We start from the raw sequence: 13,233 nt of genomic DNA, 5'->3' as shown, positions 1-13,233 counted from the left end.
TCTAACTACACAGGGGGCACGGTGAAAACCACCGCACCCCCATTGTGACAAAACCGTATCAAAAAATGCTGGGACTCCTAGAGCACCGGAGCAAAAATCGTGAAGATCACGGAGCCTATAGCCAGGCAGAAAACAATCGAATCCAAGCGATCCATCACGCCGCCGTGGCCCGGCAGAATGTGGGACATATCTTTGATACCGATCTCCCGCTTCACCATTGACTCGGCCAGATCACCGGTGGTTGCCGTAACCACCAGAGTAACCGCCAAAATCACACCAAACCACCAGGGCATGCCCAGCAGAATGCAGGAAACCACCGCAACAATAATGGAGCCCACCATAGAGCCTGCGAAGCCCTCCCAGGTTTTCTTGGGAGAAATTCTGGGCGCCATCGGGTGTTTACCCCAGAGCACCCCGGCAACATAGCCCCAGGTGTCGTTACCGATGGCCATGATAATACAGAGGAAAATTGCCGCCGTGCCGTTCTCGCTACGGAAGAGCAACATGGCCAGCGCCAGCATGAAGGGCACCCAGCCCATGGCAAAGACCGAGCCCATCACCGACATGATCATGCCGTCTTTAGTCCCGAAAAGGCGCCAGCCAATCAGCACCAAAATCGAGGCTACCACAGCAAAGATCAGCCACTGCCCCCCACCGATATAGGCAAAGAAAGGCATAGCGAAGGCGGTTGCCACAGCGGGGTAAATGGGAATTCCCATGCCCCTCTTCTGGTTGAGACTGCTCACAACCTCCCAGTTGCCCAGTGCCGCCGCGAAAGCCGCGGTGACTACCAGAACCCAGGGCTGAAAGAAAAGTCCAATCACTACCACCGCGCCGAGAACCACCCCAACGCCAATAGCTGCCGGTAAATTTCGCCCTGCCTTCGACTGTTTCTGTGCAGGCGCAGATGCCTGTGAAGGTTCAGAGCTCATAGGTTTAGACCTCGAGCAGCTCGTTTTCCTTGCGCTTGAGCAGGTCGTCCACCCGCTCTACATGCTTCTTGGTCAGAGCGTCGAGGTCCTTTTCGCCGCGAGCGCCCTCGTCCTCGCCGATTTCGCCGTCCTTGACGAACTTGTCGATGGCGGTCTTCGCGTGACGGCGGACGTTGCGCACGGCCACGCGGGCGTCCTCTGCCTTGTGGCTGACCATCTTGATGTATTCCTTGCGACGTTCCTCGGTCATTTCGGGCATGACCACGCGGATGACGTTGCCGTCGTTGGCGGGGTTAGCGCCGAGATCGGAGTTGCGCAGGGCATCTTCGATGTCTTTGAGAGCTGACTTGTCGTAGGGGGTAATCAGAATGGTGCGAGCCTCAGGAGTCTGGAAAGAAGCCAGCTGCTGCAGCGGGGTGGGAGTTCCGTAGTACTCGACGTTGATCGAAGAGAAGAGGGAGGGGTTGGCGCGGCCGGTGCGCACGTTAGCAAAGTCGTTCTGCAGCGCCACAATGGACTTTTCCATCTTTTCGCCTGCATCAGCAAGAGTTTCTTCGATCACCGTGGGATCTCCTTTGGTTTGGTTCGGCACGCTGGTGCCGGGTTTACAGCTTTAACCAGTCTAGTAGATTTATATGACTAATGCCCGCACAGGCGCACTGCACGGACATTAGACATGATTGAATTACTTGGTAACCAGGGTGCCCATTTCTTCGCCGGGATGGAGCAGAATTTTCCGAGCGCGCGAGGAAAGAACAATTCTGCGGAATGCTCCGAGGCTCTTACTTGGTAACCAGAGTACCCATTTCTTCGCCGAGAAGCGCCTTGGTCACGTTCCCCTCCCCCTGCATACCGAAGACTCGCATGGCAACGTTGTTGTCGCGGCAGAGGGAGAAAGCGGTTTGGTCCATCACGCGGATGTTGCGCTTCATCGCTTCGTCGTAGGTGAGGTTGTAGAGGCGTTCGGCGTTAGGGTCTTTGTTGGGGTCTGAAGTGTAGATTCCATCAACACCGTTCTTGGCTACCAGCACTTCGTCGGCGTGGATTTCTAGGGCACGCTGGGCAGCTACGGTGTCGGTGGAGAAGTAGGGCAGGCCGGCACCGGCGCCGAAGATGACCACGCGGTCTTTTTGCATATGGCGGATTGCCCGACGGGGAATGTAGGTTTCAGCTACCTGGGGCATGGTGATGGCTGACTGTACGCGGGTATCAATTCCTGCCTGTTCCAGGAAATCCTGCAGGGCCAGGGAATTCATCACGGTGCCGAGCATACCCATGTAGTCAGCGCGAGAGCGGTCCATGCCTGCCTGCGACAGTTCTGCTCCGCGGAAGAAGTTACCTCCGCCAATCACAATAGAGGTCTCAACCTGACCAACGGTGGCAGCAATCTGTTCTGCGATGCCGCGGATTACCTCGGTATCAATACCAACACGGCCTCCGCCGAAAACCTCACCCGAGAGCTTCAACAGAACGCGGCGGCGTCCGGTGTCATCGTGGTGGATCGGGTTTGATGCTACATCTGCCATTTCGGAAGACCTCCCCAAAGAGTTTTAGATAAAAATTTTTGGCACACGAATGTACCTCGTCTAACAGCATACGACAAAGGGGAGCACCCTGTTGGGCACTCCCCTTACTCTTTATCGATTCGGTGTTGCATCACATGAGCCCACACCGAACCGGGAAAGAACTTAGTTGCCTACGCGGAAACGTACGAAAGCGGTTGCTTCAGCGCCGTTTTCCTCGAGAACCTTAGCAACGGACTTAGAGGAATCCTTTGCGAAGTCCTGGTCCAGCAGGGTGTTCTCCTTGTAGAAAGCCTTGAGCTTACCCTCAACGATCTTGGGGATGATCTGCTCGGGCTTGCCCTCGGAAGCTGCGGTTTCTTCTGCAACGCGCTTCTCAGCCTCAACGTCCTCAGCGGGGATTGAGTCAGAGTTCAGGTACTTGGGGCTCATAGCAGCAATGTGAACCGCTACGTCGTGAGCAACCTCATCGGTGTTAGCACCCTTGACAGCCAGCAGAACGCCAACCTGAGCGGGCAGATCCTTGGAGGTCTTGTGCATGTACTTAGCAACGTTCTCGCCCTCAACGCGAGCAATGCGGCGAACAACGATCTTTTCGCCCAGCAGAGCACCGGCGTCGGTGGTCATTTCCTCGACGGTCTTGCCGTTGTAGGATGCTGCGTTCAGTTCTTCAACGGTCGTAGCGTTAGAAGCAACTGCTGCTGCCAGAACGTTGTTACCGAATTCGATGAAGGGGTCTGACTTAGCAACGAAGTCGGTCTCGGAGTTAACCTCAACCATGTAGCCAACACCGTTCTCAACGGTTGCTGCTACCAGGCCCTCAGCGGTTGCACGGCCTTCGCGCTTGGTGATGCCCTTGAGGCCCTTCACGCGAATGATTTCCTGTGCCTTCTGCTGGTCGCCGTTTGCCTCGTCAAGAGCCTTCTTGACGTCGAGCATACCTGCGCCGGTCTTCTCGCGCAGGGCCTTGATGTCTGCTGCGGTGTAGTTCGCCATAGTGAACTCCTTGATTGATTTTTGGTCAAAGATTGGGGTGCTCGCGGCTGCCTGAGCCGCGGCTACGAAAAGCGGACGGCGCCCACGCAAGCGGGCGAGCGCCGTCCGGCTTATTCAAAGGTCTTACTCAGCCTTTGCTTCTTCAGCCTGTGCAGCTTCGTGCTGCTCGAGGAGCTCGCGCTCCCACTCAGCCATGGGCTCTTCGGTGGAGTTGCCCTTGCCTGACTTCTTGTTGTTGCGCTCGAGCAGGCCCTCAGCAGCTGCGTCTGCGATAACGCGGGTCAGCAGGTTGACGGAGCGGATAGCGTCGTCGTTGCCGGGGATGGGGAAGGAAACCTCATCGGGATCGCAGTTGGTGTCGAGGATTGCTACAACGGGGATGTTGAGCTTCTGTGCCTCGTCAACAGCCAGGTGCTCCTTCTTGGTGTCAACAATCCAGATCAGGGAGGGAGCCTTGGTCAGGTTGCGGATACCGCCCAGGGTCTTCTCCAGCTTCTCGTGCTCGCGACGCAGAAGCAGCAGTTCCTTCTTGGTAAACTGTGAACCTGCAACGTCGTCAAAGTCGATCTGCTCGAGTTCCTTCATGCGCTCAATACGCTTGGAAACGGTCTCGAAGTTGGTGAGCATACCACCGAGCCAGCGGTGGTTAACGTAGGGCATGTTCACGCGGGTTGCCTGCTCAGCAATTGCTTCCTGAGCCTGCTTCTTGGTGCCTACGAACAGGATGGTGCCGCCGTGAGCAACGGTTGACTTTACAGCCTCGTATGCCTGGTCGATGAAGGCCAGGGACTGCTGCAGGTCGATGATGTAGATGCCGTTGCGCTCGGTGAAAATGAAGCGCTTCATCTTGGGGTTCCAGCGGCGGGTCTGGTGACCGAAGTGAACACCGGAATCAAGAAGCTGACGCATAGTTACGACGGGCATGTCGTCTCCTTTTTGGTTGCCGTGCCGACCCCTGATTCCAGGCTAGCCGTACACGCGCATAGTAGTTATCGGTTTACATGTGGAGTTTTTGTACCGGGCGGTACTACTCCCCTGGTAATGCTCAGATGGCCCCGCGCTGGCGGTTGGTCTCGGGCCTTCACCGGCTGTTGCCGGACCGAAAGTCCCTTCGCCCCCCATCTTTTCGTGGAGGCTTTGCATTACGCGTTGTCAGATCAGCCCGCTTAGAGCGGTGCCGAGATTTTTCGTATGTAGTCGAAAAATCTTGCCCGGGCACAGGAGTATCCCGCGCAGGGCAAACTGCAATCATCAACTATACCGCATAGCTACTGGTTTGGGCAGGGCTGGTGGCGGGGTCTTTGCCCCTCGAGTTTTCCACAGCGACTCACTTTGACGCCGACTGTGAGAGAGTAGATACAAATTTTTTGTGGATAACCCATTTTTTTCGGGGTTTTATCCACAGATTTGACCGAGAGGCCCCACCCGCGGCTGTTTTCTGCTTCGCTTTGCCATAGAACTACTTCATCTCACCCAGATGAAAGGCAGGTTAAGAGGTGAAGATTACAGCGTGTACTTTGAGAAACTTTTGGCCTCTGCTCCCGCAGAAGCTGAAGCCGCGGCGTCCACTCTACTTTTTGCCTGCCCTGTGGCTGACTCTGCTTGTGGTCGGGCTCGCCACGGCCCTACCTGATCTAGCTCAAGCAGCTCCCCTACCCCGCTGGGATAATCCCGCCGGTGGACAGGTAGAGGTTTTGCGCAAGTTCGACAAACCCGCCCATAAGTGGCAGGCCGGCCACCGCGGCGTCGATCTTTCCATGACCACAGATGAGATTAGAGCTCCCGCAGACGGTGTGGTGAGCTTCTCGGGCAAGGTGGTAGATCGAACGGTAATTACCCTTGAGCACACAGACGGGCGCAAATCCAGCTTTGAACCGGTGGTCAATCCCCTGCCAGTCGGAAGCAGGGTCGAGGCGGGTCAGGTTATTGCCCATCTCGACCCTGCTATAGAACACTGCCCGCAGAGCTGCATTCACTGGGGCGTACGCGACGAGTCCGATGACTACCTCAATCCCCTGATCTTTCTCGGTCTAGAGAATCCCAGTGTACTCCTACCGATTGGTGCTGACTTCTCAGCCTAGATTTGTACCGGTGACAGCGGTATCGGAAATTTCAATCTCAGCGGAGATATTCGAGCCGTCTTCGGTCAGCACCTTGAGGTCCTGTTGACCCGAGGTGTTGAAGCGGGAGACCGTGTAAACCTGACCGTTGGGCAAGAAAAACTCCACAGAGCTACGGTCGGTGACCACTTCAATGGTGAACTCATCGGTCTTCTCCATTCCGGTCTGGGCAGAGTAGCCCCGACCCTCACCGAGTTTGCCGTCGTAATAGTAGGACGACGCTTTATCCCCCTCTTTACCGTTCTTCAGCTCTGCGCTGTAGCTTTTGACGTTGTACCAGCCATTGGTGGGATCCAGGTTGAGGCGCACGTAGTCAGACCCCTGCCAAATGTCGATATAAATACGCTTGTCGTAGTCACCACCCTCTTTGGAGAAATTAATCTTAGCGTACTGGTGGTCTACCTGGTGCGGCAAGTCATAGAGGAGGTAGATATCGCCGTTGGTATCGCTACCTGCGCTCTGTTTTTCAGCGCTGAGGGTCGCCGGAGCGTCAGCGGTAGCGGAGTAAGACCGCTGGTTCTCCAAACCAAAGTTATTCACCAGTTCAGAGCTCACGGATAAATCATTGTTCAGGGTGAGGGTTCGGGCAGAAGAGTAGGAGCCCAGCCGCTGAGCATAGTCAGACTGAGCCTCCTGGTCGCTATGCACTCCCTGGGTGAAGTAGTTCCAGTTTCCTACCCAGCCCAGACCAATAATTGAATCGTTGGACTCCGAGATGTCGTCGGTTCCCGTGGTGTTAGAACCGTAGTAGTCCGAGCCCTGGTCAAGCCTCTGTACTTCGGTCTCTTGAACAAAGAGGCCGTTCTCGTCCAGGTGACCCACGGTGTAGTAGGTGCCCGTGGTCTCTCCCTCAGCGTCGTCCTTAGCGCCAAAGAAAAGTACCTGCTTCTCGCGTCCGTCCGCCGTTCGCAGGGTCTCTACCACGGGGCACTCCACTGGTTGGTTAGACTCGTTCCAGTCTCTACCCGAGTAAAAGGATTGGGGCATCACCTTTGACTCGGCGGTCTCATCTGCCTTAGACCAGTTCACTCCATCGGATGACTGATAGACGCCTAGAACAGACCCCTCAGCCACGTACATGAGCAACTTGCCCTCGAAGTAGAAAACATTGGGGTCTCTGAAGTCTTCGCCGTTTTCCGACTGATCCGCTTCAATAACGGGCCTGCCCTCGTTAAGCACCTGGGTAAAGGTTTTACCGTTGTCCGTGGAGGCTGCGGCATAGGTATTTTGGCTCTCGTCAGTTTTCTTGAGCCCCGTGAAGAAGGCGACCTTCTGACCGGGTTCAGTGCCGGCAATCGAACCGTCACTGGTAATCACAGAACCAGTCCAGGCAGATTTCCAGCCCTCGGTCTTATGGCCGCCCTGGGCGGCAATGGCAGAATTCTGCTCTGAATAATGCACAAAATCGCTGGTGGTGGTGTGAACCCAGTCTTGCCCAGCCTCGCCAAAGGGGTTGGTAGCACCGTCAGCCGAGTGCAGAAAATACACGTCATAGTAGGTATTACCCTCGGCATCTTGGTTTTTCACGATGGTCTGAACATCGTTTGACCAGCCGTGGGCGGTGCTCAGGTGCGAACGCTGGGCATGTTCATCAGAAGTCAGGCTAATGGGAGCTCCTTGGGCTGTAGTTGCTTGGGGTGCGGGAGATGATTCCTGGGCGTTCCCCGAGCCGGAGGACGAGCACCCTCCCACGACTAAAACCGCCGCCATTGACAGCGTAAGAATTCTGCACCGGAGGGTGCCATGTGTCTTCATTGTACTTCCCATCATCACGGGGACATTTACTGTGTGATTAGTCACATACTAGAGATGAAAGCACTTTTGACAAGTGCAAACAGAGAAATGAGTCCATGAGAGACGGCGAAGGCAGCCGATGAGCAGGTACAAGATTTTCGGCCTTGTAGCCTAATAGCAAAGAACCCCGCCTGACAGTTCACCTAGTCAAACGGGGTGTTTTGTGTAGGGGGTACGGGACTTGAACCCGTGACCAAGGGATTATGAGTCCCCTGCTCTAACCAGCTGAGCTAACCCCCCGTGTTCCTCGCCCTGCGTGCAAACAACTCTTCTAGGGTACCGGAAGCCGAGCTATTTCTCTAAATTCCCTCAGAGAGCACTTTCCGTGTGTCCGATGGAACTAGGTGGACTGCCCCACCACAAACTCGTAGTAGAGGCTGTTATCCCGGTAGAGAGACTCAAAAGTATCCCAGGTCTTCTGCGCTGAGTGCGCCAAAACCATCTCATGACTCTTAGCCCCCATTGCCTTTCGTTCAGGCTTGGGAAGATCCAAAATTCGGGTCAGCTTTTCAGCCAGGTCATCGGAGTTTCCAGGCTCGAACAGGTAGCCGTTCTCCCCTTCCCTCACCAGGTGGGGCAGGGCCAGAGCGTTCGCTAAAACCACCGGCTTAGAAGCACTCATAGCCTCAAGCGTTACCAGAGACTGAAGCTCGGCAGTACCGGGCTGACAGAAAACATTGGAACGTAGATAGCCGGCTCGCAACTCTTCATCAGAGACATAGCCCAGGAACTTTACCCGGTCTTCCACCCCGCAGTCTCGAGCTTTCTGCTGAAGGCTCTCAAGGATTTCTCCGGTACCGGCAACCTCTAGAATCACGTTGTCCAGGCGAGCGGGTAGCTTAGACTGAGCTTCAATGAGAACATCGATGTTCTTCTCAACCGCCAGGCGACCGGCAAAGAAAATCCGCATCAGAGAGGTATCCTTTTCGATAACCTCTGCCTCGTGCAGCTCATAGTCTGAAGCCTCAATACCGTTAGATACCGGTATCACAGGCCTGCGGAAATGCCCCGAATCTTTCATTGCCTGAGCCGCAATGGGGGTGGGGGTGGTGACAACTTGTGCCCGCTCAAGAATCCTGCGCATATCGCCCCAGCTGAACTTGGCAAAAGCGTCATTGAACCAGCGGGGAAAGGGCAGGAAGGGGTCAAGGTTTTCAGGCATAAAGTGGTTGGTCGCCACAATGCGTATACCCCGCTTTTGTGCCTGCAAGACCAAAACCCGCCCCACAATATAGTGGCACTGCACATGCACTACATCGGGCTTAACCCGGTCAAGAATCTGTCCAACCCTCTTCCAAATACCCCAGGGCGTGCAGATACGGATATAGGGGTGGGTGGGCGGATGGTGGGAGACCAGGCGGTGCTCGGTGACGCCGTCCACCTCCAAAGTCTCGTTCTTGGCCTCGCGGGGATTAGCCGCCACCACGTGAACCTCGTGCCCCCGATCTCGCATCGCATGAGCTAAACGCTGCCCAAACTGGGCAGCACCGTTAATATCAGGCGGGTAAGTATCTGCGCCAATCATAATTTTCAGGGGCTTATCAGTCATAGAACATGAGCCTACCGGTAGAGCCAGGCGCGTTCAAACAGACCTACCGCAAGCGGAGGAAGTCACCCGCAACATCGTCCTTAGGTATGAAAAATCGGGCCCTTCCTGTGAGGAAGAGCCCGATTAAGAATCCCGTATTACTTGCGACGAATCAGCTTGCCCAAGAATACGAAGAAAGCGCTAATTGAAGCTGCCAAAGTTGCGAATGAACCCCAACGTGCCTTCAGAGTCTCGGTATCAGATGCGTTCTGCACCAGACGACGGGAACCGTCAGCAGCAGTGTGAGGAATGTTCGCTGCGCTGGTCTTGGCACCGTCTACCAGACCCTTGGCATCTGCCTTAACGTTGTTACCGTAGGTATCAACATCATCGCGTAGAGACTTCAGGTGCTCGCGGCGCTGCTTGGTGCGCAGTTCCAGCTGCTCCTGGTTAGCGGTTGAAGCAGTTGACTCGTGGCCTTCCTTCTGCTTCTCAGCCTCAGCCTTAGCGGCCTTCTTCTCTTCCTTCTCGCGAGCCTTTTCAGCCTGCTCACGCTTAACGCGGGAAGAAGTCATGTCAGAACCGTGCTTGAGCACACCCAGGTCGTAGAGAACGTTGAAGAGAGCTGACTCGGGCTTGAGCGGCATCTGCTTCATAATCATCTTGTAACCGGCGAAAGCAAGAATTGCCATCAGAATCAGGCACACCAGAGCCAGCAGAAGGGCTGCCAGCCAGGTAGGCATAACCTGCCCCAGACCGTGAATTGCAGCTGACACCAGAGCAATCAGAGCAATCAAGCCGAAGAAAAGACCCACACCGGCGACGGCTGCGCCCTTACCCAGGGCCTTGCCCTTGGTAATCATCTCAAGCTTGGCAATCTGAACTTCGTCTTTAAGCTGCTTGGGGGTCAGACGACCCATCACCTTAGCGGCGTCGGCAGTGCTTGCAACGCTTGCCTTCAGCCCGTTGAACTTGGACTTCAGACCGCCAACCAGAGGTGACCTGCGCTCAGCCCGAACGCTTTCAGTCTGCACCGACTCGTGACGAGCCTGGTTGCCGGCCATGCCAGCTACCGGCACGTTCTGACCGCGCAAATCCTGAGCCTTCTCCGCCGCAAAAGGATCAACAGGGTTCTGAGTGCCCTGTGCCTTCTCAACGCGCTCGCTTGCCACGGGAGCCTGGGTAGGCGCACCGGTAGCACCGGCGCCAGCGGTGTTAGTGTTCAGTCGCTGAGTCTTTTCGTCAACAGCGGTGTTGGTCTCGCGCACGTCGTCAACATCAACATGCTCAGGGTTAACAGCATCTGCCGCAACACCCTCGGGCTTACCGTTTGTGGCCATACCCATACCTCTCTAAAAGTAAGTGTGCTTTTGGTACTAGCTTATCAGCTCCCCGCTCACAGGGAGTTTTACACATCAACCATAAAGGAAAAATATTTATGACTCTCTTCTCAGACGGTGCCAGCAGAGAAAAAGTCCCGCGCTAGTTCCCAGGCATACAAAAATGGCCGGCTCTGAAGGTTAGGCTCAGAAGCTGACCTTGGCCCTCTCCCACCCAAAACTCAAGCACCTGCGATATAGGGCATTCCTGGATTTTACGCTGAAACAAGCTCTCGGTACACGTAGATTCCCGCTGAAGAGCCACAGGTACAAGCACAGTCCTTAGGGTACAAGCGTGGTCCCTGAGTACAAGACAATACTTGTACTCAGGGACCACGCTTGTACCCTAGATAGTCCGACAAGAAGAAACTTGCACCTTACCACTACCATGCTTTCCCGAGAGGCCATTTTTATACCGAAAATTGGAGGAAAACGGTCTAAAAATGGCCACTCGGCGATATGCAACGGAAGCGGCGACTCGGCGCGCTTGCCTATTCCTGGCAGATACCCAGCATGTTAGATGAGGCGCTTTTCTGCCGCTTTCTCGGGTGACACGCCCGGGGTGGGGCACACATCTCTGCTTATACCCTGAGTCCGCGTAGCGGGTTACTGGGCATACAAAAATGGTCGGCTCCGAAGAACCGACCATCTGTTTTGCTCCCCCGACTGGACTCGAACCAGATGAGCCGGGCGGGTGCGAGCGCGCGAGCACATCAGAGCCCGGTGAATCCGCGTAGCGGGTTACTGGGCATACAAAAATGGCCGGCTCCGAAGAACCGACCATGTGTTTTGCTCCCCCGACTGGACTCGAACCAGTAACCCTTCGATTAACAGTCGAATGCTCTGCCAATTGAGCTACGGGGGAATGTTTGCCGTTCCGGCTTTGATCTCTCATCGCCGCAACGAGTAATTACTCTACACAGGTTTTTTTGCCCGCGCAAATCGAAAGTGGAATTTTCTGGGTAACCTCAATCACAGGCTAATCCTGCCCTTCCATGATGGTGCGGCGGCGCAGCTCAAGGTCGAGCAGTTCCCTTTGAATCCGGCTGAATTCCCCGGAATCGGTTGAAGGGTTGAGGCGCTGTAGCTCCATGAGAAGGTCAGACTTTTGTCTGTTAATTTGCTGCTCAAAAAGCCGGTTCAGAATATCGTGCACGTAGCGCGCGAGCTGCTCCTCGGTGCGGGCGGGGATGGGTGAGACGGTCAGCTCTGCCAGCAGGGCATGCACCTGCTCAGGCGCGTGGGAACGCACAGAGTTGACCCAGGTACTACCGGGCTGGGGCACTATCTCAGAGGCAGCGCCAATAATTCCTTCAGCAAGGCCGCCGTGCATCCGGTAGCGGAACTGCACCTGGGCAAGCTCCTGCCACTGGCTCACCGACAGGTAGTGGGGCAGCTGAATCACGACTTCCAGCGCCTCCCGTTCCATTCGAGCAACCGGGTCAGCTAGATCGGGAATCTCAAAAGGATTTTCTTCTCGGACGGCGGCCGCCTGCTCTTCGCGCTCTGCCGCCTGCCGCGCGTCCTGCTCTGCCTGTGCCCGCTCCCGCGCGCTCACCTGCGGGTGATTCACTGCGTAGGTAACCGCCCGCTGAACCTCGTCGGTGTCGATGCCCAGCCAGCCTGCGACCTCCCGAATATAGGCGGGCCGGAGCGCGCGGTCTTTAATACCCGCCAGAATGGGAGCTGCGGCGCGCATGGCGCGCACCCGCCCCTCGAGGGTCTGCAAGTCGTAATTGCCGATGGTCGCCTGGAGAGCGAATTCAAAGAGAGGACGCCGGTTGGCCACCAGCGAGCGCACGGCGGCGTCGCCTCGGGCCAGGCGAAGATCGCAGGGGTCCATGCCGTCTTTGGCAACAGCCACGTAGGTCTGGGCCACGAACTTTTGGTCTTCTTCAAAGGCATGCAGGGCGGCTTTCTGCCCGGCGGCGTCGCCGTCGAAGGTGAAGATGACCTCTCCCCCGCTGCCGTCGTCGGATATTAAACGACGCACCACCTTAATATGGCCGGCACCAAAGGCGGTGCCGCAGGTTGCCACGGCGGTATCTATGCCGGCGAGGTGGGCGGCCATTACATCAGTGTAGCCCTCAACCACCACAATCTGCTTCTTCTTGGCGATATTACGCTTGGCAAGGTCTAGGCCGTAGAGCACCTGGGACTTCTTATAGAGCTGGGTTTCGGGGGTATTGAGGTACTTGGGCCCCTGATCGTCGTCATAGAGCTTGCGGGCGCCAAAGCCAATCACTTCCCCGGCAATACCGCGAATCGGCCACATAATTCTGCCGCGAAAACGGTCGTAGAGGCCGCGGTTTCCACGGGAAAACATGCCGGTTGCCTCTAGCTCTTCATCGGTAAACCCTTTGTTGCGCAGGTACTTGAGCAGATGGTCCCAGCCGCGCGGTGCAAAACCCACGCCAAAGGTCCGGGTGGCCTGTGGGTCAAAGCCGCGAGCGCCCAGGAACTTCTGCGCTTCGCGAGCCGCCGGGGTATAGAGGTTACGCTGATAAAACTCCGCGGCAATTTTATGGGCATCCAGCAGGCGCTGACGGCGGCCCACCTCTTCGCGGCTCATGCCCGAGCCCTGCTCATAGTGGAGCTCGTAGTTAATCCGGGCGGCTAGCTTTTCGACGGTCTCAGCGAAAGAGGTATGGTCCATAGCCATGACGAAAGAGATAACGTCGCCTGACTCGCCGCAGCCAAAGCAGTGATAGGTGCCCATCTGCGGACGCACGTGGAAAGAGGGGGTGCGCTCGTCATGAAAAGGGCACAGCCCCTTAAAGGAGCCGATACCCGCGCTCTTGAGGGTCACGTAGCCCTCAACAATTTCGCGAATATCGGTGCGGGAGCGTACCTCGTCTATGTCTTCACGTCGAATCAAACCTGCCACGCATATAAGTGTAGCGAAGCGGTCAAATGGGCACTTTCACCCGCGCGAACGGTGGATTTTAGGCTCTTTTTTCG

10 protein-coding genes and 2 tRNA genes are annotated in these 13,233 nt (G+C 56.1%); 1 reads left to right on the top strand and 11 read right to left on the bottom strand.

Going from position 1 to position 13,233, the window contains the following annotated elements:
• Positions 1 to 77: 77 nt before the first annotated feature.
• The 5 genes from IEV00_RS07410 to rpsB all read right to left on the bottom strand — a co-directional run bounded on the left by IEV00_RS07410 (position 78) and on the right by rpsB (position 4,375).
• Positions 78 to 932 carry a phosphatidate cytidylyltransferase gene (locus tag IEV00_RS07410; RefSeq protein WP_188359714.1) on the bottom strand — a complete coding sequence of 285 codons (855 nt, stop codon included), beginning with the start codon at positions 930 to 932 and terminating at the stop codon, positions 78 to 80.
• Positions 933 to 936: 4 nt separating this feature from the next.
• On the bottom strand, positions 937 to 1,494 hold the full coding sequence (frr, locus tag IEV00_RS07405; RefSeq protein WP_188359713.1) for a ribosome recycling factor: 558 nt from the start codon (positions 1,492 to 1,494) through the stop codon (positions 937 to 939).
• Between the two features lie 220 nt (positions 1,495 to 1,714).
• Positions 1,715 to 2,458 carry a UMP kinase gene (pyrH, locus tag IEV00_RS07400; RefSeq protein ID WP_188359712.1) on the bottom strand — a complete coding sequence of 248 codons (744 nt, stop codon included), beginning with the start codon at positions 2,456 to 2,458 and terminating at the stop codon, positions 1,715 to 1,717.
• A 162-nt stretch (positions 2,459 to 2,620) separates the two neighbouring features.
• The gene (tsf, locus tag IEV00_RS07395; protein ID WP_188359711.1) at positions 2,621 to 3,451 is read right to left on the bottom strand and encodes a translation elongation factor Ts; all 831 of its coding nucleotides are present in this window, start codon (positions 3,449 to 3,451) and stop codon (positions 2,621 to 2,623) included.
• Positions 3,452 to 3,574: 123 nt separating this feature from the next.
• A complete protein-coding gene (gene rpsB / locus IEV00_RS07390; RefSeq protein ID WP_188359710.1) occupies positions 3,575 to 4,375 on the bottom strand; it encodes a 30S ribosomal protein S2 in 801 nt (266 codons plus the stop codon).
• A gap of 572 nt (positions 4,376 to 4,947) precedes the next feature.
• On the opposite strand from rpsB, the gene IEV00_RS07385 reads away from it, so the two are divergent.
• Positions 4,948 to 5,532: a M23 family metallopeptidase gene (locus IEV00_RS07385; protein ID WP_188359709.1), complete on the top strand. Its 585-nt coding sequence runs from the start codon at positions 4,948 to 4,950 to the stop codon at positions 5,530 to 5,532.
• Here IEV00_RS07385 and IEV00_RS07380 read toward each other — a convergent pair.
• The 6 genes from IEV00_RS07380 to dnaG all read right to left on the bottom strand — a co-directional run bounded on the left by IEV00_RS07380 (position 5,524) and on the right by dnaG (position 13,159).
• The gene (locus tag IEV00_RS07380) at positions 5,524 to 7,326 is read right to left on the bottom strand and encodes a glycoside hydrolase family protein (RefSeq protein WP_229723131.1); all 1,803 of its coding nucleotides are present in this window, start codon (positions 7,324 to 7,326) and stop codon (positions 5,524 to 5,526) included. The two genes, IEV00_RS07385 and IEV00_RS07380, sit on opposite strands and share 9 nt — an antisense overlap.
• A 205-nt stretch (positions 7,327 to 7,531) precedes the next feature.
• Positions 7,532 to 7,605 (bottom strand) — tRNA-Ile (locus IEV00_RS07375).
• 100 nt (positions 7,606 to 7,705) lie between these two features.
• Positions 7,706 to 8,914: a glycosyltransferase gene (locus tag IEV00_RS07370; protein WP_188359708.1), complete on the bottom strand. Its 1,209-nt coding sequence runs from the start codon at positions 8,912 to 8,914 to the stop codon at positions 7,706 to 7,708.
• A gap of 137 nt (positions 8,915 to 9,051) precedes the next feature.
• On the bottom strand, positions 9,052 to 10,233 hold the full coding sequence (locus IEV00_RS07365; protein WP_188359707.1) for a phage holin family protein: 1,182 nt from the start codon (positions 10,231 to 10,233) through the stop codon (positions 9,052 to 9,054).
• An 831-nt stretch (positions 10,234 to 11,064) separates the two neighbouring features.
• Positions 11,065 to 11,137 (bottom strand) — tRNA-Asn (locus tag IEV00_RS07360).
• Positions 11,138 to 11,251: 114 nt separating this feature from the next.
• On the bottom strand, positions 11,252 to 13,159 hold the full coding sequence (gene dnaG / locus IEV00_RS07355) for a DNA primase (protein WP_188359706.1): 1,908 nt from the start codon (positions 13,157 to 13,159) through the stop codon (positions 11,252 to 11,254).
• Positions 13,160 to 13,233: the final 74 nt, after the last annotated feature.

The sequence above is a fragment of the Rothia aerolata genome (genome assembly GCF_014635585.1).
GTDB lineage: Bacteria > Actinomycetota > Actinomycetes > Actinomycetales > Micrococcaceae > Rothia > Rothia aerolata.
The sequence above is the reverse complement of the archived record's forward strand: the minus strand, read 5'-3'. Positions and strand labels throughout refer to the sequence as shown.

Excerpts from the sequence above, each read along its gene's own strand:
- IEV00_RS07410 (WP_188359714.1), bottom strand. The coding sequence starts at position 932 with ATGAGCTCTGAACCTTCACAGGCATCTGCGCCTGCACAGAAACAGTCG.
- pyrH (WP_188359712.1), bottom strand. The coding sequence starts at position 2,458 with ATGGCAGATGTAGCATCAAACCCGATCCACCACGATGACACCGGACGC.
- tsf (WP_188359711.1), bottom strand. The coding sequence starts at position 3,451 with ATGGCGAACTACACCGCAGCAGACATCAAGGCCCTGCGCGAGAAGACC.
- rpsB (WP_188359710.1), bottom strand. The coding sequence starts at position 4,375 with ATGCCCGTCGTAACTATGCGTCAGCTTCTTGATTCCGGTGTTCACTTC.
- IEV00_RS07380 (WP_229723131.1), bottom strand. The coding sequence starts at position 7,326 with ATGAAGACACATGGCACCCTCCGGTGCAGAATTCTTACGCTGTCAATG.
- IEV00_RS07370 (WP_188359708.1), bottom strand. The coding sequence starts at position 8,914 with ATGACTGATAAGCCCCTGAAAATTATGATTGGCGCAGATACTTACCCG.
- IEV00_RS07365 (WP_188359707.1), bottom strand. The coding sequence starts at position 10,233 with ATGGCCACAAACGGTAAGCCCGAGGGTGTTGCGGCAGATGCTGTTAAC.